This window comes from Cytophagaceae bacterium ABcell3, assembly GCA_030913385.1.
Taxonomy (GTDB): Bacteria; Bacteroidota; Bacteroidia; order Cytophagales; family Cytophagaceae; genus ABcell3.
Genome location: CP133159.1, coordinates 2,442,632 through 2,465,293, shown reverse-complemented (window position 1 = coordinate 2,465,293; position 22,662 = coordinate 2,442,632). Strand labels below are relative to the sequence as shown.

The window sequence follows — 22,662 nt, the reverse complement described above, 5'->3', positions numbered from 1 at the left end:
TTAGTACGAATACATCTTATAACTTCAACTAGATAAACCTTACAGCGAAGGCACTTTACCTATCCCCCTAACCCACACAAGCAACATAGCACCAACAGCTATATAAGCAAGAATATTAAATAAGTCATGGTGATCCATGAAAAGATCCTTTTGGTATTGATAACTCAAAAGCAGGGCTGAAATACGTCCAATGTTAATAATTTGGATCAAGACAAGCCCTAAAAGGATAAAAGGTGTTTTATTTTTACTAGAGGGAAATGCAAATATAAAAGCTATCCAGCAGAACATGATTTTTAAGCCAAGGCACCCTGGAACAATGATAACTCCTGCCCCACTGTCAAGCCTGAGCAAAGGTCCATCTATAACAACATTGTGCCCGACCTTCTGAACTGTCAAAGCTACTAGGTAGGCCAGCCCTTCGGCCATCCATCGAATAGGTCCATACTTTTCCAGCATTGGCCAATAAAAGCTACCTCCTGGAATGCTTAAGCCACGGTAGCATTCATACATACCAAGCATGAGCAAGTAGGATATAACCAGTTTCAAGACAAAGTGGACTACTGGCGAAAAAGAAAGATACTTATCTTTGAAAAGGTTAACAGCTCTAAACACTTAGGAAAATCAGCAAAAATCTCCTAATAAGCAAATATCTTTAAAAGAAAATTCGGAGGCAAAAAAAGTGCTGATGGTAACCACCAGCACTTTGAATATGTAAATTTAAATAGAAATTATTTCCCTAAGCCTTTTAGGCCACCAGGCATCATCATCTTTTTATTACCAGACATCTTGTTCATGCTCTTCATCATCTTACGCATGTCCCCAAACTGCTTAAGAAGATTGTTCACCTGCTGAATAGATGTTCCGCTGCCATCCGCAATACGCTTTCTTCTAGGGCCATTGATAATATCAGGGTTCTGTCTTTCCTGAACAGTCATAGAGCTAATAATAGCTTCTATAGGTTTGAAGGCATCGTCGTCAATTTCAACATCCTTCATCATTTTACCCATGCCAGGAATCATGCCAACAAGATCCTTCAAGCTACCCATTTTCCTGATCTGGTGAAGCTGCGAAAGAAAATCTTCAAAGTTGAATTGGTTCTTTCTGATCTTCTGGTTGAGCTTTCTGGCCTCATCTTCATCGTATACCTGCTGTGCACGCTCTACAAGCGATATAACGTCACCCATGCCAAGAATACGCTGTGCCATCCTATCTGGATAGAAAAGGTCAATGGCATCCATCTTTTCGCCTGTACTGATAAACTTGATAGGCTTTTCTACCACTGTTCTGATAGAAAGGGCGGCACCACCCCGGCTATCACCATCAAGCTTGGTCAATACGACTCCGTCAAAATCAAGTCGCTCGTTAAAGACTTTAGCCGTGTTTACAGCATCCTGACCAGTCATGGAGTCAACTACAAATAACGTTTCTGCTGGCTTAAGCGCTTCTTTCAACTTAGAGATTTCTTTCATCATGGCTTCATCTACAGCCAAACGGCCGGCAGTATCCACAATGACAATCTTCTTATTGTTTTCTTTAGCGTGTTTAATGGCATTGTTTGCTATCGAAACAGCGTCCTTATTATCAGGCTCTGCATAAACATCGACACCAACCTGTTCACCTAGAACCTTTAGCTGATCCATTGCAGCAGGTCTGTAAATGTCACAGGCAGCTAACAAAACATGGCGGCCTTGCTTTTTAAGATAATTGGCCAATTTACCAGAAAAGGTTGTTTTACCAGAACCTTGTAAACCGGCAATAAGGATAACAGCAGGATCTCCTTTGATGTTGATATCCTCCTTTTCACCTCCCATTAACTCGGTTAGCTTTTCATAAACTATTTTTACAAGAAGTTGCCCAGGCGAAACAGCAATCAATACCTCACGGCCAAAAGCCTCTTCTTTAATAGAGTCAGTAACCGACTTAGCCACTTTATAGTTAACATCCGCATCGATAAGAGCCCTTCTGATCTCTTTGACAGTAGAGGCCACGTTGATCTCTGTAATTTTACCCTCCCCTTTCAGGGTTTTCATTGCCTTATCTAGCTTCAGCGAAAGATTTTCGAACATAGCGTATTTATCAGATATTTATTTCAGTACAAAAATAATAAAACTTACCAAAGAAATGATGAATTATTCTCCAATATGCCTTTAACCATAAAAAACATAAAGTTGTTTAGCCCCAGCACTTCAAATATAGCCATTAAAGTTACTTAATTCACATAGGCAATAGGGCTTCTATAAACTGCAAGTTCTATGCTATTTATAAAAGTCCTATGCAAAAGCTAAGGTTAACTCACTGCTTCCTCTACCAGTTCCTCTTTATGGCTTTTTTTCTTAAAAGCCACAAAGAGAACGAATGGTATCAGCAATATAATTAAAATACTGCTGATCAACATAATTATATTTCCGATCCTATAAGAAGCAGGATCAAACTTAAATTCGATTTCATGAGTCCCTGCAGGGATTTCCAAGCCACGTAGTACATAGTTTACCCTCATATGTTCTACCGGATTTCCATCTATATACGCCTGCCACCCTTCAGGATAATAAATATCTGAGAAAACAGCAAAAGAAGGTTGTGATGCCTCAAACTGATACTTAAGGTGGTTTGGTTCATAATGGGTAAGTTCTATACTTCCTTCTTTAGAAAACTCTTGTTGGTTTACCGTAAAAAGGCTGGCATCAACCACAGCTGTTTCAGAAGGGTTGAAATTACCTAAGAAAGCTATTTCCTCATCAGGTGATTGAACCTCTTCTACTTTATCTACAAGCCAAACTGGCCCTAAAGCTCCTCTGTTTTCCTGAACAGGACTTTCGGCCTGCCCTGTTATTACAAAACGTGTATTGAGCATGTTTAACACAGGTCTATTCATCTGACCCAAATGATGTTCAATGAGGTCTTGGTAACGCCTCATTTTAGCACCATGATATCCACCTACAGATTTATGGTGATAAGAAGTACGGGCTTCATTGAAAGGATCTCCTGCAAGGTTTAGGACACGGTAATATGGATCTCCTTCCCCTTTGCTCAAAATAACTTTATCTGCAGCAGTTGGAGCCAAAAAGCGTTCTTTAGCACCTTTCTCAAATTTATCATCGTAAAGAAATCTCTTATTTACGCTCCAAAGGTCAATAACAATAAGGCCTGCAAGACAAAGCATGAGAATATTGAAAGAGAGCTTCTTTTTGACATAGAAGAAAACCAGTCCGGCAGCAAATAGAATTAAAAGCAAAGAGCGCCAAGCATCACTTCTTAGTAAAGACGCCCTGTCACTACGAATGGCACTTCTTAGCCACTCAGGTAAGCGCTCGTCAACACTGCCTACATATGACGGTGATCCAGAAAACAACAGTACAAGCAGGACTATACCACCGGTAATACCAGAAGCCACCATTAAGTTCTTCAGCAGTTCTTTGTTATTTTCTTTGACATCAAAAATCAATTTTTCCAAAGACAAAGCAGCTGTTAATGGTAAGGTAAACAAAGCAATTACCAATACCATAGTCACCGCTCTAAATTTATTATACCCTGGAAAATAGTCAAACATAAAATAGTTAAAGCTTTCGAAGTTATGCCCTAACGAAAGCAGTATAGACAGAACTGTTCCTCCCAACAACCACCATCGAAGGTTATTCCCTAGAATGAACATCCCCAGCACAAAGAAGAACACAATAACAATACCTATATAAACCGGCCCACTGGTCATAGGTTGATCTCCCCAATACATAGGAGCGTTCTTAACGAAATCACGACTAGCAGCCGCAGGGTTACCAGCACTTCTAAGCGCCTTATAGGTTTCCGAATCTTCACCAAGCCTCATTTGCGAGCCTCCACCATATAGGTTAGGAACAAAGAAGGTCAAGTTTTCCAATCGGCCCTGGCTCCATCTGAAGGCATAGTCTTTGTCGAGGCCACCGTCACCATTTTCCTTTCTATCAGAAAGTTCTGCTTTTCCCCGTATAGAGTATTGACTGTACTCCTGCACAGTCCATAAGCGCCCAAAATTTGCACCAACACCCAATGAAGCAGCTATGAGCAGTACACCACATGCTTTGAAAAAATCAGGGAGTGTTTTTTTCTGATAAGAAATGATAAGCTCACTAATAAAAAATATACCTATCAGTAGAGCGAAGTAATAAGTGATCTGAATGTGCTGTGAACTAATCTGCAAATAAACAGCCAGAGCGGTAAGCAGAAGTCCAGGCAGGTATTGTTTTCTCAATGTCAAAATAATGCCCGCCAACAACAACGGAGCATATCCCATGGCTACTACTTTCCAGATATGCCCTGCGTCTATAGAAACAAAAGCAAAAGTTGAAAAAGCATAAGCAAATGCACCAGCAAAAGCTACAAGTGGACGGCATCTTAAAGTCACCAATAAAATATAGAATCCAAAGAAAAGAACAAAAACCATTTCTGCAGGACGTGGCAGAAACAGAATGATACTTCGGAGTGTCGAAAGTAAGTCGCCAGAAAAAATTATATTTATAATATAAAGAGGCATGCCACCAAACATAGAGTTAGTCCATAAGGCCTCCTCCCCTGTCCTTTCCCTATATTCCCGTGCCTCCTGACCAGAAGCTATTCCGTGAAAAGCATCATGTAATTCCAGTTCCTTTCCTTCAAAAAAAACAGGACTAAAATATATAATGACTAATAAGATAAAAGCTGCAAAAGCCAATAAGTGTGGTAAAAAAGTCTTTAAATATTTGTTCATCTTAACCAATAAATCAATTTAGTGTCAAAGCTAAAACTTTACTTTCGATTCTCAAACAACATATTGCAAATGTACCTGCTAAAAAGTAAGTTTTTACAATAGTCATATATCTAAAATCATCTCTTAAAGATTAGACATAATCCTGAAAAAAAATTAACAAAAAAATCATCCGCAGCATTCAACTCTAGCGTTAAAATCAATAAAAAATTATAAATTACCCCTGGGATAAACTATAATATAAAAAGAAACAAAAATATTTTCAAAACACACTACTTCAACAAGTTAAGACACTTTATAAAAGTAGAAAAAATCAAATAAAAACAATCCAGCTATTTCACTCAAAACACTATTTGTTCGCTTTAAAAATTCATGAAAACAAAACCTAAAATCTATGCGTGAGGGGGAAAACTACTGGGGAAATCTTTCTAAGAGAATTATATCTCCAACTGAGGTAAAGAATAAAAGGGTCGATACCACAGATTTAGAACTAGATTTTCTATCCCCCTTTCTCCACCAACACTTTGAGCTGTTGGACATAGGAAGCGGCACAGGGCTAATTATTAACAAACTAGTAGACAGGGTCAAGAGCATTACTGCAGTTGAGAAATTTGAGGGTTTTACAAGGTTTATCAACTGCCACCCTAATATGTTAGTAATCAACGCAGACCTGTATGGATTTAAAATACGCAAAGAATTTGACATAGCACTTTGCTTCGGTGTAGCTCAATATTTCGTCAGGGAAGATATGGCTGAAATATATAAGAACATTCATAGCATGGTCAAACCAGGAGGACTGTTTTTTGTCAGGATGCACTGTGGGCTCACTGAAGATGTTTGTGTAGATGGTTACTCTACAGAACTAGAGTGTCAATTTTTTGCCCAATACCGGCAGGTAGACAGCGAAATGGCATTGTTACAAGCTTCCGGATTTTCAAACATCCAATGCTTTGACATCTACCCTGATACTTTTAATGTATGGCCCAATACGAGGCACTTTCTATTTGTATGCAGTAAAGCATAAACTTTGCACCCGGATAGCTAGGGCGCGCTGAAAAACACCCAAAACATTGACCTGTTGATTCTTTTATAAGAATTAGAAGGTATAGGTGCAAGTTTTTTTCGGTTATTTTTTATTTTCCCGTGCACAGTAATGGGAGAAGCTTATAACCCAAAACTTTTTTTTGGGCTAGCCACAAGCGCACAATCTACTTTATGGCCTTACATTCGAAGTATTCCAATACGTCTTCATGTAAGGCCATGCGTATCTTGCACACTTGTGGCTTTTTAAGCAGGCCCTAGATAATAAATGTCCTCTTCTTATTTGCCATCCGGGGCAAAAACAATCTTTCAAAGTTTTTTTGTGATGCTACTCAACATTAATTACCTTTGAAGTGTTATGTTAACAATATAAATGGGTAAACCGCTTGTTTTCTAGAATTGCATTTTTCTTTAATTTTTCATGGAACACTGTAGGATGCGTCCCTATGTTTCATTTAGTAAAGTGGTTATATATTAACTTTTGCTTAACCCATAAAGAGCTTATGCCTATCAATTTCACAAGCTATATAATAGGGTCGCAAGCCTGAAATAGCAAAGGAGAATAATTGGCATTTAAGCTCTTTAAACTATTTGTAGAACAACCTTCTTTTATATTAAAATGAAAATCAAAAACGCTGTTATTTGTGCGGCAGGTCTTGGCAGCAGGCTTGGAAAAAACATGCCAAAGTGCATGGTAGAGGCAGGAAGCCATAGAATTATTTATTACCTAATAAAACTTCTTGACGATGTTCCGAATGTACGGGTAGTGGTAGGCTATCAAGCTGAAGAAGTGATGAAATATGTAAAAAACATCCGCGAAGATGTTACTTTTATTCATAATCCAGATTTTAAAACCACCACGAACTCTTATAGCCTTTACCTAGGCTCGCATGATTTAAAAGAGCCATTTATCAACCTGGATGGAGACACGCTCATGCCCCAAGAGGCTTTTGACACTTTCCGGGATAAGCTTATGGAAGGTGAAGATTTGGTTGCTGTATCACCTGCATATACAGAGTTTGCCATTTATGCCAGATTGGACGAAAACGAAAACATCGTAGAGTTTGGCAGAGATAAAATCTCTGACTACGAGTGGACTGGACTGGCTTACTTTTCTAATTTTAAAATTTCCAAAGAAGGACTGTTCGTTTACCAAGAACTAGAGAAGCATTTACCTATCAAAGGATGCATCATCGAAAGTTATGAGGTAGATACTCCTAAAGACTTGGAGCATGTCCTAAAGCATGCAAAATTTATTGAATAATTACCTCCTATAGTAAAAAAATAAGGAGTCGCAAAATGATTAAGGCATTAGAAAGAAGCGCTGCCCTAAAAAAAACCCATGAAATATGTTTGGAGCTATTGATCATAGTAGACAAACTATGTAAAGAGCATGGCATTGAATATTGGATTGACAGTGGTACGCTGTTAGGCGCTGTAAGACATGGAGGCTTTATCCCTTGGGACGACGATTTGGACATTTGCCTTACCAAAGATGAGTATGATAGGCTACTCCCTGTATTGGAAGACTTTTGTAACAACAACGAGGACTATGTCTTATTTTTCTCACCACATAAGTTCGGCTACTGGAGTGAGTGTTTTGGGAAAATAGACTACTTGTTAGATGGTGTTTTCCCAATTAAAATTGACATCGTACCGGTAAAAATCTTTGAAAATACACCTGAAGCAATCGCTAAAGATGAAAGCATCACCAATGTTGCTTCTGTTTACTTTAGAGGTGAGCCTAAATACCCTGAAGCAATCTTAGAAGAACACAAGCCATACCTTCCTAAAGGGGACAATGTTTACAAAGAAAAAGACAGGTTCTATGAGTTTTACAACAACTATCTGAACGCTAGTACACATGTATCTGAAGGAAAAGATTACTTGATCAACTTTTCTTTTAACGATTGCATGATCAAACGAAAAAGAGGTCCTTTCCACTATTCGGATGTTTTCCCTCTGAGCAAGGTAAAGTTTTGTGAAATCGAATTTAGCAGTCCAGGGAACATTGAAGCCTATCTTATAAACATGTATGGCACTTCCTACATGCAATTACCTGAAGAAAAAGACCGCTATACACACTTTACTAAAATCTACCCCAGCAAACTATCAAAAAAGCAGACCGTTTATTTGCTCAAGCAATTAAATTACTATAGTGTTAAAAACCTCGCTTTAGGTAAAAAAAACAGAAAGCTTTACCGAAAGATCAATAGCATAAAGTCTTTCCTGTTTTTATCAGCTAAACTGAAACTACGTCTGGACTTCATCACTATTTTCTATTTAATGAAATATGCCTTCATTGCTTTTAGAAAAAGATAGTTGAACCTGAAATATGCAATAGAACTTTCTATTTCTTAGCAAAACAACTTAAATTCAGTCGCTTCGCTCACATTTATATCTTAGCCATAGCGCTGCTATGCTTTGCGACCCAAAAGTGTTGATTTATTGTCATTTTGCTCCTCACGACGAAATTTATCGCATAGTTCAGGTTGAACAAGTTAAGCAACCTACGATAAAGCTCTTTTTAAAGCAGCTTTCTTCTTTAAGCTTCTGGCAGTAACTTTATTCAATAAATAAGCGAGTTTTTCAGTCTGTTTTTCATTAGAATAACAAATGATGTCAGAAGAATCGACAGTTAGCATACCTGCCTTATACTTTTTATAACTCTTCAACAGAAACTCTTTTACACCTTCAAGATCACAATAGTCAAAGGTTTCGCCAGCGCCAGTGTTACTCAATATGTTAGCCACATCAGAATCCAAAGGCCCAAAGCTTAAAATTGGCCTATGAGCCCTAAGATTTTCATATAACTTACCAGGAATACGCCCTTTGGCATTACGGGCTTGGTTTAAAGGCAGAAGAAGGATTTGAGAATTAATCATACACCGCAATGACTCTGCCCTTGGCACCATTCCTTTCAGTATTAGATTCTTTTCAAGACCAGCTTTTCTAAACTCTTCTACTACACCATAATCTACCTGCCCCATCAGAACAATCCTTAAATCATCTACAAACCCAGGCACTTCTTCCTTCAGGGCTTTAAGCGCCGCAAATAAAGGCACAGGACATCTGTCAGGCCCCATTAAGCCAGAATGGGAAATAGTAAATTTTTCATCCAGTTGCTGCGGCAGGGATTTGAAGTCATCTTCATCATATCCATAATACAAAACTTCTGTTTTAGAAGCGCCAATTTCTTCTAACTGCCTTCCCCACGTTGGGCTTGCAATTGTAATTTTGTCGGCAGCTTTAAAACACTCCTGCTCCATCTTTTTATGTTTGCGGTCTGCCCAACTTGTAAGGGGGAATAGCTTATAATAATCTACCTGAGTCCACGGATCCTGGTAATCTGAAACCCAAGGAATACCTAACTTCTTTTTCAAGTGATACGCTATCATGGTATTTGTATGTGGCGGCCCATCTGAAAATATAGCATCAACAGGGTTTTCTTGGAGATACTTGCTCAAAAACTTAACAGATGGCTTAATCCACAGGGCTCTAGCGTCTGGAAAAAACAAGTTACCTCTTATCCACAAAGACAAATGATGCATAATCCCAGGTTTTTTATCATGCGTGTTCAGCACATTGCCCATAGGATCATCTTTTTTCTTCCCAGTGATTAACTTATAAAAATTAAAAGGTTCAATACAAGGAGTTTTTAAAACAGTAATTCCTTCAGGAATATCTTTAAAGTTTGATTGATCCTTAATAGGATACTGTGCATTTTCAACAGTATGAATCACAGGCTCCCAGCCAAACTTTCTCAAATACTTGGCAAACTTCAAACACCTCAATACCCCTATCCCCCCAGCAGGAGGCCAGTAGTAAGTGATAATCAAAACTTTTTTTCGATCTGTCATAAAAATGAATGTCAAATAACTTAAACTATCAAAACTCCCAAAAACCTATCCTTACAATAAAACCCATTGATTAACAGTTCAAGTATGAAAACTGCCACTTTTTCAATAGCTTCGTCCCAAAATTGACTATTTCATGGGAATAATCCAACGCCAAAGTTTCATTGCAACCCTCCTATCCTACACAGGAATAATAATCGGGTATGTAAATGTGGCTCTCCTATTCCCGAAGTTCTTTGAACCTGAACACCTAGGACTTCGGTCTGTACTCATGGAGTTTTCCCTGATTATGGCACAAATATCCTTGCTTGGATTCAGAGGTGTTATCACCAGGTATTTCCCATATTTTAAAAACGAAGCTAAAAAGCACAATGGCTTTTTGTTTTTCGTTATCCTTGTCCCGCTTTTAGGTTTTATTTTACTAAGTACTATTGCCCTTATTTTCAGAGAACAAATTTTTGACATTTATGTTAAAACCTCACCTCTAATTTATGAATATTATCCTTTAATTTTTGTCATATCCTTCTTTATGCTGCTATCTATTATTTTTGAAATATATGCAGCGTATTTTAATATTGTTGTTTCAAATCTCATCAGAGATGTTTTTCTAAGGCTATCCCTCTCAATACTCATACTGCTCTTTATACTGGACATCATAAGTATAAACCTATTTTGGTATTTATTTGCCGCAACTTATGCCATAGCCTTTCTAATGCTGGTGGTTTACGTCAATAGTATAGGCCAGCTTCTGATAAAACTTGACCTAAGAAAATTCAAAGGTAAAATCCTTAAAGATATAGCTTCTTTCAGTGCCTATGGTTTTTTCGGAAGCACTGCTGCTTTACTGGTCTTTAAGATTGACACAGTAATGATATCCTACATAATGCAGGATCTGGCTGAATTAGGCATTTACTCGTTGGCACTTTATATAGCCTCTGTCATAGAAGTACCCAAAAGGGCTCTATTGCAAATAAGCAGTCCTATTTTATCCAATGCCTTTAAGAACGATGACCATCAACTGGTTAAAGATCTTTATCACAAAAGTTCCTTAAATCAAATGATAGTCGGAGGATATATTTTTTTGGTATTATGGACTGGGATTGATGCCATTTTTTCAATAATTCCCAATTCTCACATTTATAGTGCAGGCAAATGGCCTCTGCTTTTTGTGGGCCTCGCAAAACTGTTTGATATGGCTACAGGCAACAACTCAGAAATAATTAACTATTCAAAATATTACCGATACCATTTTTACTTCACCCTGACCTTAGTACTTCTAACTATTGCAACCAATTTTATTTTTATACCTATCTACGGGATAACAGGTGCGGCCATGGCTACAGCACTATCTGTACTTGTTTTCAATACTTGCAAATACATTTTTATAGTAGCAAAGTTCAGAATACAACCATTTACAGTTCATACACCTAAAGTATTGCTGTTAGGCATCATAGCCTATTTTATAGCCGGTATTTTACCAGAAACAGAGCATGCTGTTCTGAACCTTTTTATTACTGCAACTGCTATTACAGTAATATACTTATTTCCAATTTTGTATTTCAAGATCTCACCAGAGCTTACCGATCTGGTTTTAAAGGTTCTAAAAAGGAAAGCATAGCAAAGTTAGCCAATTTGAAGAACCCTAAACATGGATAATATTAATACAAATGTGTATAATGGATACATGACAAAACCAGGGCTAAAAGCATGCATTCTCCAAATTTGTTTTTAAAAAAAATTTTATTGAATAAATCGAGTTTAAAGTATAAAAAAATTTAATATTCATAATCGGGCAAATCTTAATGATAAATAAATTTTAAAACATCTTTTTTTTTCTTAAAATTGCCAATGATTATTTAACAGGGATATATGAAAAAGATAGCTGTATTTACTTCCGGAGGAGATGCTCCGGGCATGAATGCCTGTATAAGAGCGGTAGTACGTTCCGGACACTATTTTGGATTAGATGTTTTTGGTGTCTATCGTGGATATGACGGCATGATCAACGGAGACTTCATTGAGATGGATGACAGATCTGTTAGTAATATCATTCAAAAAGGAGGAACAATCCTTAAATCTGCCAGAAGTGAAGAATTCAGGACAAAAGAAGGCCGTAGAAAAGCATACGAAAAACTAAAAGAAAATGGCATAGAAGGCATTATTGCTATTGGTGGTAACGGTACTTTCACAGGTGCTGAGTTGTTTTACAATGAATTTGAAATCCCTTGCATAGGTGTACCAGGAACCATAGACAATGACCTTTTTGGTACTGACTTTACCATTGGCTATGATACGGCTGTTAACACTGCGTTAGCTGCTATTGATAAAATTAGGGATACCGCAGATGCACACGAAAGGATCTTCTTTATAGAAGTAATGGGACGTGACACGGGTTATATTGCTGTTCGCTCGGCTATAGCTGGTGGTGCAGAAATGGCTTTGATGCCTGAAACTAAAGACGAAGTCAAAGATGTCATTACCAAACTAAAATATGGCTCAAGCCAATCTAAAGCTTCGCATATCATTATCGTTGCGGAAGGAGAAGAAACTGGTGGTGCGCACCAAATCGCTCAAAATGTAAAACAAGCATGCCCACACCTCGACACCAAAGTAACCACATTGGGACACGTTCAAAGAGGTGGAGCCCCTAGTGCTTCTGATAGGGTGCTGGCAAGCCGTTTAGGACTTGGTGCAGTTGAAGGACTTATCAAAGGTAAATCTAACGTTATGGTTGGTGTAATCAACAGAAGCCTTTGCTATACGCCGCTTAAAGATACTATTACTAAGAAAAAACCGATCAACAAAGACCTTATTAGAATTGTTGAAATACTCAATGGCAGGAAATATCAGACAGATCCTCCTATTATTCAATAATTACAGTTGATATAAAAAAAGCCTGAATTGATCAGGCTTTTTTTATGAATGTCTTATGGCGTCTTCAATAAATTTTTGAATCTCCCTTTCCGCACCTGCCGGAAACCAGTTCATTTCTGGATCGCGGCGAAACCAGGTTATTTGCCTTTTAGCATACCTGCGGGTATTTCTTTTAATTAATTCTACGGCCTCTTCTAGTGAGGTTTTCCCCTCCATAAAATCAAAAAGTTCCTGATAACCGACCGTTTGCAATGGGTTAAGATGACGATTTTCATAAAGCCTTTCTGCCTCCTTTAGCAAACCGTGTTCCATCATCAAATCTACCCGTCGATTGATACGGTCATACAACTCCTCCCGAGGTCGCTCGATACAAATCTTAATACTTTTAAAGGGTCTTTCAGAAGCCTCTTTCTTTCGAAATGATGAGTATGGTTTACCTGAACATCTTATTACCTCCAAAGCCCTTATGACCCGCTGCGGGTTAGCCCTATCAACCGTGCTAAAGTAAACAGGATCTTTTTCTTTCAACTCCTCTAACAAAACCTCTAGCCCTCGCTCCTTTAGCAAACTGTTAAGCTCCGCTCTTACTTCAGCATTTCCTTCAGGTAGCGCATCAAAACCTTCACAAACAGCTTGAATGTACATACCTGACCCTCCTGTCATTATTACAGGGTTCTTTGATTTAAAAAGTAATGCAAGGAGGCTTAAAACATCTGACTCATATTGACCAGCATTATACTCTTCAAAAACGGAATGAGAATCAATAAAGTGATGTTTAACTCCTTCTAGTTCGCTAATGTCAGGTTTGGCTGTACCAATACTCATTTCACGAAAAAACTGTCGGGAGTCTGCAGATATCACCTCCGTTTGAAAATGCTTGGCCAAACGAACGCAAAGATCTGTCTTGCCACAAGCCGTGGGGCCGGTTATTACGACCAGGAATTTACTCATTCTTCTACCAACTCTTCTATCTGATCAAGTTTATCTTCTGAAAACTCCCCGGAAGTGGCATAAATGATTTTTCCATCTTTATCTAACACAAAAAAGTAAGGTGTATCTTTTTTGCTCAAATCAAGATAATCTTTGTAATCATCTATTTTGCCAGAATAGACAAGTACATAAGGTTGGAGCTTTTTATCAACATTCTTTTGCATTTTTTTTACGACCTTTCCTGAAACAGCTTTGCTCGCACCAGTAAACATGGGAACAAAATACAAATTCACATCATAGTCAAAGTCAAAGAGAGAGGGGGTGGATGATTTATTGATAAAAGTATTATATACAGGTTCATACCATGTAACCAAATCATCTTCGGCTTTCTTTGAATAAGCCAGCCCTAACAAAGTAAACTTTCCTTTTGTATCCACAGGAAGGTTAATTTCCTGATCCGTTAGAGTGGTACCTACCAAACCCGGAAAGCTTTTCCCCGTCTGAGCAAAAGTTGAAAAGCATAGTAGCGTACCAAACAATAAAATAGCTCCTTGTGCAGTGATTCTAGTCATACGATAATTAATTTATTTAAAACAATGATTTTCAATAATTAATATTTCATCAAAGATAACACTAGTTGAAAATTACAAAAAAAGTCAAATAAAATAACCTTAAAGTTCAATAAAATTAATTTAAAAAACGGCTTTATTGAAAATTTATGATAAAAAGGTAGTTAAGAAACGCACAATTGAACACCATCCCCACAATTATTCTATTAAAAAACCATGCCCCCCCTTCCTCATTACCAGCTATGGCTGAAGAACATTCTAATATTTAAAAAGTATAGCAATTAGTAAATGACGAGCGCTATAAACCTATATACGTATGAAATCAGGCTATTCTATCCCAAGTAAAACCCAAATAGGTCATGTACACCTTAAGGTTTCCGACCTGCAACGAGCGTTAGACTTTTATTGTGGACTCTTGGGGTTTGAATTGACTACCACTTACGGGAAAGATGCTGCCTTTATATCGGCTGGGGGGTATCATCATCACATAGGTTTAAATACTTGGTTTAGTAAAAATGCACCCCCAGCAGCAAAAAATGCCGTAGGACTGTTCCACACAGCCATATTATATCCTTCAAGAAAAGACTTGGCAACCATTCTCCAACGGCTACAGCATGTCAACTACCCCTTATCGGGCGCATCAGATCATGGGGTCTCTGAAGCAATATATCTTAATGATCCTGACTCAAACGGAATTGAACTCTATTGGGACAGACCAAAAGACCTGTGGCCAAAAAAAATGGACGGTTCGTTAGACATGTATACGAAATCTCTTGACTTGGAAGATTTGCTAAAAGAATTAGAGTAGCTATATCAGCAAACCGAAAAAATATACATTCAACCTTCTGTTGTTACTTACCATTCCGGAAACATTTGCCGTACCACGAAACCAAAAATTCGGTTAATTGGTTTAAATTAAAATAATTGATATATTAGCCTACTTCTAATATGGTTTTTAGTTACTGTCTCAGTCTATGAGGATCGGGAACAGAAATTTTTTAGCACAAACTGAAGCAAAAAACTAAAAGAGGAGAAAGGTAGAAAAGTAATGTGCTTTTCTCAGTTTAGAAACAAATAACCTATGACATTTGATGATTTTAAATTTGACAGCGCCTTATATGAAGGCATGTCATCAATGAATTTTAAGACCCCCACCCCTATTCAAGCTCAAGCCATACCTGAAATCATGTCAGGAAAAGACATAATAGCTTGTGCACAAACAGGAACAGGAAAGACTGCCGCATACCTGTTGCCAGTTATTAACCATGCTTTAAAACAAGAAAGCCGTAACCTGAGCACAATTATTATTGTTCCTACACGTGAATTAGCCAGTCAGGTAGATCAGGTAGCTGAAGGGCTTACATATTTCACCTCCGTTGAGACTTTCCCTATCACAGGAGGCGGAGACGGGGCTGCTTATGAAAGAGAAAGAAAAGCCTTAAAAAAAGGAGGCGCTGATGTAATCATTGCTACCCCAGGTAGGCTTATCAGTCACCTTGCTTCTGGATATGTAAACACAAAAGAAATCAAACACCTTGTACTAGATGAAGCAGACAAAATGATGGACATGGGCTTTTATGATGACATTGTTAAAATCATCAGGCAGCTTCCAGCAGACCGTCAGAACATTTTACTTTCTGCTACCATGCCGCCTAAAATAAGAAAGCTGGCTTCAGAACTAATGAATGATCCTGTACAAATCAACATTGCCGTTTCCATGCCAGCCGAAAAAATACGCCAAGAGGCATACGTGGTACATGAGGAACAGAAACTGCCCATTTTACAAGAGGTGCTAAAAGCAGAGGAGCTGGAAAGCATTATCATTTTTGCTTCAACCAAACAAAATGTAAGGGAGCTTAACAAAACCCTTAAAAAAGCTGGACTAGATGCAAACGCCATCCACTCTGACCTTGAGCAACCTGAAAGGGAAGCTATTTTCAACAACTTCAAGAACAGACAATTCCGTATCTTAATAGGTACTGACCTTATCTCAAGAGGAATAGATATAGAAAACATCGACCTTGTCATCAATTATGACATCCCTGGTGACGCTGAAGATTATATTCACCGGATAGGCAGGACCGCACGTGCCGCCACTAAAGGAAGAGCAATCTCCTTTATCAATGAAAAAGATCAAAGAAAGTTTCGGAGAATTGAGCAGTTGATGGGTAAGGATGTAGAAAAAATACCTGTTCCTGAACAGTTTGGACCTGCGCCTGAATACAAAGCTCTTATCAACAAAAAGAAAGGCGGAAGAAAGCCATTTAGAAAAAAGAAGTTCTATAAAAAGAAAGACCAATAGGGCTATTTAAAATTAGGCAATAGGATCGGGGTGTTAAAAAGTCCTATTGCTTATTTCATCTTGGTCTTACATAGTAGCATCAATAAATCTCGCCTAACATTACCTTAAAATATACATTTTCCCATAACCTTTCTTAAAACCTTTGTCCCCTGCTGTTTGGCGGTGATTTAGATCGTCACCGTCCCTAATTACAACTCGATAAAGGTAGACACCATTGGCCAACCTGTCACCAAACTCATCTGTACCGTCCCAAGCATACTCTGTAATATTGTTTCCTATCCTCAAAGGCCCCAGTTCTTCCATCATAATTTCTCTGACCACTTTGCCTGTTACAGTCATGATTTGAATTTTCATATCACGAGGGATCTCACTGCCCGTTAAGGTAAATACGAACCTGGTGCTACTGGAAAAAGGGTTAGGATATGGGTAAATATTAGTAATGGAAGCTTCATTGACTACCTCAAATTTTATTTCAAAAGGCCCACCTGAACTATTCCCCGATTCGTCGGTAGCCCCTTGAATACGCAAGGTATAAATTCCATCCGCCAGATTTTTGGGGTTGTAGTCGACCTTAAAACTATTTTTCTTATCAGCCGATTGTCCATAATTGACTATTTCCGGATCAGTAAAAAACACCTGTTTAAAATCGCAGTTTTCACACGGAGCTTTAAGAAAAATACGCATTTCTGCTGTATCTTTCTTCAAAAGATATTTATTTTCGTCATTAATTGAGATGTTGATCATTGGACTCGGAGAAACGATATCTCCATCCATAATGTGAATTCCGTCGAAAGCTACATCCAGTACAGGACTGGTCATATCTTTTTCAACAGTATAATTTAGGTTTAATAGGTTATTGTGATAATAAACCTCCGGTTGAAGCTTCGGGTTAACATAGACCTGAAAATCATTCTTACCGGCTGCATTTCTCGTAGGCACTGCATACTCAAACTTTAGTTTTTCCCAAGCCTTCAACTTTCCTATAGGCACCACTTCTTCTATTTTCACCTCATTGTTAGCTCTAAGCGTATATTGAACTTTAACAGTATCCTTAAAATCAAGGTCTGATATATTCTCAAAAATAAAATTCAACCTAACACTATCCCCCTCTACCCTATCTTCCACCTTGTATTGCTCAACACCAGCCAAAGTAGTGTTTAATGTACCTTCTGGAACGCCGTTATAAATCACCTGCCAACGTTTCAATTGTGGCGCTTGTAAGTTTACCGTATCCGAAATATAGGCAACCAACCTGATAAAGGGATATTGCTCATGGTTTATAAAACCCAAGTCTAAAGAATCATCAGGCATTCCACGGTACAACTCTACAGGATTTTTTTGTTCAAGGTCATAGCCTTTTATGGTCATTTTCCACTCTTTATGCTCACCTTTTACTTTTATATCACGGTACAGTTTGCCCCATCCTGAAGAAGGGCCTATAACAGTAGAAGCAATACGCCCCCTATCCCTCTTTCCATTAATGGAAATATCTGCATGCACGATATCATCTGCATCGCCATAAAGATTTAAAAGAGGTTGCCTTTCTGCAACTGGGGTATTCTCGGGATGTTTTTTACCTATTAAGACAAAAGGTTTGCCAGCAGAAAGGCTATCGATATTTTCAAACCCAAATCGTTCTTCAAGTATCTCTTTCAATCCCCAAGCACTTAAGTTTACATTGCCATAACTCATCAACAAAATATGATCGTTATCAGGGAGTTCATTAAGCACATTTTCCAAAACACTCGGAGCCGTAATGGCATTGATCACACGCGTCTGGTCTGCATATTGATTGTGTCCACAGGGATTTCCGGTCAACGCATACGGTCTACTGGTTGACCGGTTAAAGCCTACAGCCAAAATAGAATTTGCGGTACAGCTCCCCCTCGGGATTTCATTTCTGTAAAAAACCAAAGCTCGATCATTAATGGCAAGCTCGGTATTAGGTATGGAACCATTGTAATGATCTTCATATTCTGCACCCGCCGAAGCTGCTACAATTCTTGTTTGCACCGGTTCAAAGTCCCAGCGGCGTGTATCTTTATCCCTAACCACATCGTCCAGGGAAGCTCTGTAAAACTGAGGGAATGCACTTTGAGACCAACCATTCGGGCTATCTTTAATATAAATAAAAGAGCTATTTGCCCATAAAGTATCTTGCCCTGTTGGTATCTCATTAAACCTCGCACGCCAATAATAAACAGTGCTATCATTAGCTGGCGTCTCTGGCAACAAAGATGGAACATCCCACTTTAACAAAGACCCTGAGTTAATTATAGAAGACTTCCTAAAGGGACTATTAAAAGTATGTGATGTATCTAATTCAATATAATAATCTTTTTCTCCAATCAGCAGGTCTGTGGATTGAGCTATTAAGGTAACAGGCAATTCGCTAACAATTCCATATTCCTTAGGAAAGACAGGAGAAACACCCGTTAGTGGCATAAAATAACTTAAGGATGCTGCATTATTAGTACGGTCAGATTCTTCTATTTCACCTTCTGGATCTATAACTACATCAAAAACATTCATACCAAAGGTATTGGCATCTCTTGAATGAACCGTGTGGTACAAAGTATCTTTATAGGCTATTCCAGGCACACGTATTTGTCCAAGTTGGGAAGTTAACCCATTGATAGTTCTTGACAAGGCCACAGTTACCGAATCGTCACGATAAAAGTGTCCGAAATTGGTAATTACGATACCAACCTGAAAAGAATCTGAGACTGCAGTAACAGGATTATCGTCAAAAGATTCCAAAAAGATATTATCACCCGTAATATGATAATCAGGCAAAGTTGGCGCATAAACTTTTACAGAAGGGTCGCCCTGCAACATCATCTGTTGAACCTGCGTTCGGTTAGAAGCATTGTTGTACATAAAGTTCCTGACTACCCGCTGATGTATTTTACCAACCGACCTTCCAGAAAACACCCTGCTTCTAAAGGCTGTCTGGTAAAAAGACCGGCTGAAATAGTACAATTGGTCTGTTAACCCATAATCAGTATGCCCTAGCACAAGAATCGCTCCTTTGTTCTGTGTTATAATCCAGTCCTCTGTAATAGAAGTTTTTACATAAGGATTACCTGAGTTACAACCGTTCATCAAGATCATCGGATACTTTTTGTAATTATTGTACCCATGCAAAGGGTTAGAAACATATCCAATATCCACTTCAGTCAAAGCGGGAGCCGAATGTCCAAAAAAAGTCATATAGGAAATCCCTTCATTGACAATACTGGAAAAAGACTCCCGAAACGCATCGTCCACAGTGTTTGTGTTTTGCTTGGAATAAGTTGCGACAACATTTCCACCAAACACTGTATCTTCAACAATAGCTCTAAGGTTGTTAACATTGTTTCGGAAGGAATTTTGCTGATATTCACTCGTTCCTCCACTTATATGTACCAAGTGCTTTCTCCAAAGCTGTCGACTGTCCAATGATTCATGGTCTTTAACCTTTTGCAGATAAGCACGCGCTTCAGCCAAATTTCTAACTGGTGCACGACCAACGGGAACCGCAAGGTTATGACTCGGAAGGGAATCTATTAGCCCCATAACATATAAATTATCCGTTCCAGGTACTCCGGCAGGCGGTATAAAATCCTGAAGTCGAAAATCTGCATGGCTATTGTTGATAAAAGCGTGCGGGTCATGTCTGTAGAAACGATTGCCTTGGGCTGTATTTCCATGAAAATTAACGGTCAGCCCTTTTCCAAAAATAAAAAGGTATTCAGGGTTTCCATTTTCTACAAGATACTTACAGAAATTATGTATGGCCAAAGGTGTTTTCTCCCCATACGAAAATTGGTCATAAATTTTTTCTACATCAGCTAAAAGAACTTTGTGGCCGCCCCCTGTGCCAGAACGACGGTAAGAAGCATACTCGGACGCAGCCGACCATAGGGTAGGATGAGACAACAAAATAAAGTTTGCATTATGAGCATCTGCATTACGATAAGTATGCATTTCTACAGCTTTTAGCTGGTCTACTGTAATGAGGTTTTCATTACTATTGACCAAGATCTTCCTTGATGCAGTAGTATTAGGTACAGCAGCTCGTAGTGTATTGTTCTCTACTTGAGAAGCAATTTTAAAAATATTATTTTCATCTGTTATATCATAGACTACTGCATTGGCAGGTGCTCCAGGCAATTCCAAATTAGAGTTTCCTGAAGCATTCTCCGACAATCTAAAGTGTTGTGCAAGTGTACCACCCATGTTAAAAGACTGCGGATACAGAAGTCTAATAGCTGAGATAGAAACAGCGTCAGCGGCACTGCCACTGTTCAACCTGATAGAAAGACTAAGTTTACCATCTGCCGAAAAAGCAGACATAGGCACTTGCAGTAAAACCTTTCTGGTTCTATAAGAGGTAAAAGAGCTGACAGAAGAACTAGTGGCCGGAGCGTTGGGATTTCCAACCAAGACAGTTACATCATGGGGAAGGCGGTTCCTCCCTGCCAATACAACCTCCACCTTAGCATCCTTACCTTGCGCATATAAGTTTTGGGTTTCCAACTCTACGGTATGGGTAACAGTAGCCGCATTGGCAGCGCGCGAAACAATAGGGCCAGTCCACCCTTCACCAAGGTCGAATTCCGATAAGGTATTATAAGTGTTATAAACCATTCCTTCAGAATAGTTATCTGTGTATACCTTAATAAGCTCCTGCATATGATAGGTATCAGGGCTTTCAGAAGAAACAGCTTCTATCGTCTCCATTCTCTTTCCCGAAGCACTGGACCACGTCAAGAAATAAGCAGTACTGTCAGAGAAAAGGTTGTACCAAGGGTGCGGCTGTGCGTTATTGACATATAAATGAGCGTCTAACGTACCATCGTTTTCCTTACCATAAAAATAAAGGCCTTCGGAGGTGACATCTATCGCCTGTTCTACACCACGATGATACAATTTGATCGCATCAGGATTATTTAATGGCACACCTGCAGCAGCGAGTTTGTCATTACTGATATAATGTATCCCCGTTTGTGCGGTTGTAATCTTAAGATATTGATTGCCAGATTCGATCCATGAAAAAAAATCACTTTGTCCAAGCGCCACGAAATGCACCAAAAATGCAATACACAAAAAGAGGTATTTTAATAATATTGCATGCTTCATTAGCTACACTAAATGGCAAGTTTGAGAGAAAAAACGTTCGAGTACAACACCTCTGACATGTCACCAATATTTGTCAAAGCATAGTCAATAGAAAACTTATAGATTTTCACACCTATACCAAAATTTGGCTGGATACTGGTATAAGTTTTATCATCCCAATCTTTTACTTCTTGAATATTACCTACACCACCTCTAATATAGACAATTTTCTTATAATCAATCTCAAGCCCGGCGTAAGGGTCAACAGAAACCAAGTTTGTCTTAAGCAACGTGTTTCGCATCCCATCGAAAGTGCTAACAAGATCTACAGACGCTAAAATGCCTATTCTATCTTCAAAAAGAGAAAACTCCCGTCCTACTCCTATTATCAGCCTTGGTAAAGTAACTTCTATGGAATTAACAGGGATATCATTACCTGTTTGCAAGTAAATATCTTTCACGAGGGCTGTGTTATGGTTCCAAGCATTGAATGTACTTGTAACATCTCTGGCCACAGCTCCGAAACGCCATTTTTTATGGTCATATTGAATACCCGCATCTAATCCGAAACCCCATGCATTAGCAAATTGGCCTACCACACGATGGATCACCTTAACATTGGCGCCCATCCTCAGGCCCGGTATAGAAGGCGTTTGTCTGGCATAAGAAAGTAAAAAACCATAGTCTGCGGCTGAGAAAAACCGGATATTGTTATAGTTTATCGCCCCGTTATTATCATATAAAAACCGTGTATCAGGAATATCATCAACGCCAAAACGAATACCGGTAATAGCTAAAACACTGTTGGAGTCTATTCTGGTAGCAAAAGCAGCGTAGTCATATTTTGCAATACCTGCGAAATATTCCGCATGCATCAATGACACTTCATACTTAGATTCCATATGCAGCAACCCAGCGGGATTCCAATACCCAGCAGTCACATCATTGGCAATCGCAGTTTGTGCACCAGACATACCCAACGCCCTGGCGCCTACCCCTATATTTAAAAACTCATTACTATATTTGGGTGCGGTAAACTGGGCATGGCTTAAAAAAGGAAGATTAGTTAGTAAGAGAAAAAATAAAAAAACTGCGTATTTTTTATCCATAACATATAATATCAACGAAACAGAAACGTATCTGTGAGTTTTTAATTGCCCGAAGATTGCCCTGATCATTAACAAATTTAAAAAAATAAAATACTAAACTTGCTATAAACTGATTTACAAATTGACATATAAAGTAAACCATGCCATAAGCAGAATAAAACAG

15 protein-coding genes are annotated in these 22,662 nt (G+C 38.6%); 7 read left to right on the top strand and 8 right to left on the bottom strand.

Annotated elements, in window-relative coordinates; all coding sequences use genetic code 11:
- Positions 1–39: 39 nt before the first annotated feature.
- The 3 genes from RCC89_09830 to RCC89_09820 form a co-directional block, all read right to left on the bottom strand.
- Positions 40–612, bottom strand: coding sequence for an archaeosortase/exosortase family protein (locus RCC89_09830; GenBank protein WMJ73458.1), 573 nt, complete (start codon positions 610–612; stop codon positions 40–42).
- 116 nt (positions 613–728) lie between these two features.
- Positions 729–2,066, bottom strand: coding sequence for a signal recognition particle protein (gene ffh, locus RCC89_09825; GenBank protein WMJ73457.1), 1,338 nt, complete (start codon positions 2,064–2,066; stop codon positions 729–731).
- 221 nt (positions 2,067–2,287) lie between these two features.
- Positions 2,288–4,717, bottom strand: coding sequence for a YfhO family protein (locus RCC89_09820; protein WMJ73456.1), 2,430 nt, complete (start codon positions 4,715–4,717; stop codon positions 2,288–2,290).
- Positions 4,718–5,108: 391 nt separating this feature from the next.
- On the opposite strand from RCC89_09820, the gene RCC89_09815 reads away from it, so the two are divergent.
- From RCC89_09815 to RCC89_09805, 3 genes are all read left to right on the top strand, one after another.
- On the top strand, positions 5,109–5,738 hold the full coding sequence (locus RCC89_09815; GenBank protein ID WMJ73455.1) for a class I SAM-dependent methyltransferase: 630 nt from the start codon (positions 5,109–5,111) through the stop codon (positions 5,736–5,738).
- A gap of 636 nt (positions 5,739–6,374) precedes the next feature.
- Entirely contained in the window at positions 6,375–7,019 is a 645-nt protein-coding gene (locus RCC89_09810; GenBank protein WMJ73454.1) for an NTP transferase domain-containing protein, read from the top strand.
- Positions 7,020–7,054: 35 nt separating this feature from the next.
- Complete coding sequence (locus tag RCC89_09805; protein WMJ73453.1) at positions 7,055–8,077, top strand: LicD family protein; 1,023 nt, start codon at positions 7,055–7,057, stop codon at positions 8,075–8,077.
- Positions 8,078–8,265: 188 nt separating this feature from the next.
- On the opposite strand, the gene RCC89_09800 is transcribed toward RCC89_09805, so the two are convergent.
- Positions 8,266–9,615 carry a hypothetical protein gene (locus tag RCC89_09800; GenBank protein ID WMJ73452.1) on the bottom strand — a complete coding sequence of 450 codons (1,350 nt, stop codon included), beginning with the start codon at positions 9,613–9,615 and terminating at the stop codon, positions 8,266–8,268.
- 133 nt (positions 9,616–9,748) lie between these two features.
- Between RCC89_09800 and RCC89_09795 the strand changes: the two genes are divergently transcribed.
- Positions 9,749–11,230, top strand: a complete 1,482-nt coding sequence (locus tag RCC89_09795; protein ID WMJ73451.1) for a polysaccharide biosynthesis C-terminal domain-containing protein — start codon at positions 9,749–9,751, stop codon at positions 11,228–11,230.
- Between the two features lie 251 nt (positions 11,231–11,481).
- Positions 11,482–12,486 (top strand): 6-phosphofructokinase, encoded by a 1,005-nt coding sequence (gene pfkA / locus RCC89_09790; protein WMJ73450.1) that lies wholly within the window; start codon positions 11,482–11,484, stop codon positions 12,484–12,486.
- 42 nt (positions 12,487–12,528) lie between these two features.
- On the opposite strand, the gene miaA is transcribed toward pfkA, so the two are convergent.
- Together miaA and RCC89_09780 are read right to left on the bottom strand one after the other, a co-directional pair.
- Entirely contained in the window at positions 12,529–13,437 is a 909-nt protein-coding gene (gene miaA, locus RCC89_09785) for a tRNA (adenosine(37)-N6)-dimethylallyltransferase MiaA (GenBank protein ID WMJ73449.1), read from the bottom strand.
- Positions 13,434–13,988, bottom strand: coding sequence for a hypothetical protein (locus tag RCC89_09780; GenBank protein ID WMJ73448.1), 555 nt, complete (start codon positions 13,986–13,988; stop codon positions 13,434–13,436). Before RCC89_09780 ends, miaA begins: the two co-directional genes overlap by 4 nt.
- 313 nt (positions 13,989–14,301) lie before the next feature.
- Here RCC89_09780 and RCC89_09775 point away from each other — a divergent pair, with 313 nt between their 5' ends.
- Entirely contained in the window at positions 14,302–14,793 is a 492-nt protein-coding gene (locus RCC89_09775) for a VOC family protein (GenBank protein ID WMJ73447.1), read from the top strand.
- Between the two features lie 273 nt (positions 14,794–15,066).
- On the top strand, positions 15,067–16,287 hold the full coding sequence (locus tag RCC89_09770) for a DEAD/DEAH box helicase (protein ID WMJ73446.1): 1,221 nt from the start codon (positions 15,067–15,069) through the stop codon (positions 16,285–16,287).
- 99 nt (positions 16,288–16,386) lie between these two features.
- On the opposite strand, the gene RCC89_09765 is transcribed toward RCC89_09770, so the two are convergent.
- Both RCC89_09765 and RCC89_09760 read right to left on the bottom strand, forming a co-directional pair.
- On the bottom strand, positions 16,387–21,378 hold the full coding sequence (locus RCC89_09765; GenBank protein ID WMJ73445.1) for a C25 family cysteine peptidase: 4,992 nt from the start codon (positions 21,376–21,378) through the stop codon (positions 16,387–16,389).
- Positions 21,379–21,419: 41 nt separating this feature from the next.
- Positions 21,420–22,499 carry a PorV/PorQ family protein gene (locus RCC89_09760; GenBank protein ID WMJ73444.1) on the bottom strand — a complete coding sequence of 360 codons (1,080 nt, stop codon included), beginning with the start codon at positions 22,497–22,499 and terminating at the stop codon, positions 21,420–21,422.
- Between the last annotated feature and the right edge of the window lie 163 nt (positions 22,500–22,662).

Coding starts and splice junctions, on each gene's coding strand:
- ffh (WMJ73457.1), bottom strand. CDS start 2,066: ATGTTCGAAAATCTTTCGCTGAAGCTAGATAAGGCAATGAAAACCCTG.
- RCC89_09820 (WMJ73456.1), bottom strand. CDS start 4,717: ATGAACAAATATTTAAAGACTTTTTTACCACACTTATTGGCTTTTGCA.
- RCC89_09815 (WMJ73455.1), top strand. CDS start 5,109: ATGCGTGAGGGGGAAAACTACTGGGGAAATCTTTCTAAGAGAATTATA.
- RCC89_09810 (WMJ73454.1), top strand. CDS start 6,375: ATGAAAATCAAAAACGCTGTTATTTGTGCGGCAGGTCTTGGCAGCAGG.
- RCC89_09805 (WMJ73453.1), top strand. CDS start 7,055: ATGATTAAGGCATTAGAAAGAAGCGCTGCCCTAAAAAAAACCCATGAA.
- RCC89_09800 (WMJ73452.1), bottom strand. CDS start 9,615: ATGACAGATCGAAAAAAAGTTTTGATTATCACTTACTACTGGCCTCCT.
- RCC89_09795 (WMJ73451.1), top strand. CDS start 9,749: ATGGGAATAATCCAACGCCAAAGTTTCATTGCAACCCTCCTATCCTAC.
- pfkA (WMJ73450.1), top strand. CDS start 11,482: ATGAAAAAGATAGCTGTATTTACTTCCGGAGGAGATGCTCCGGGCATG.
- miaA (WMJ73449.1), bottom strand. CDS start 13,437: ATGAGTAAATTCCTGGTCGTAATAACCGGCCCCACGGCTTGTGGCAAG.
- RCC89_09780 (WMJ73448.1), bottom strand. CDS start 13,988: ATGACTAGAATCACTGCACAAGGAGCTATTTTATTGTTTGGTACGCTA.
- RCC89_09775 (WMJ73447.1), top strand. CDS start 14,302: ATGAAATCAGGCTATTCTATCCCAAGTAAAACCCAAATAGGTCATGTA.
- RCC89_09770 (WMJ73446.1), top strand. CDS start 15,067: ATGACATTTGATGATTTTAAATTTGACAGCGCCTTATATGAAGGCATG.
- RCC89_09760 (WMJ73444.1), bottom strand. CDS start 22,499: ATGGATAAAAAATACGCAGTTTTTTTATTTTTTCTCTTACTAACTAAT.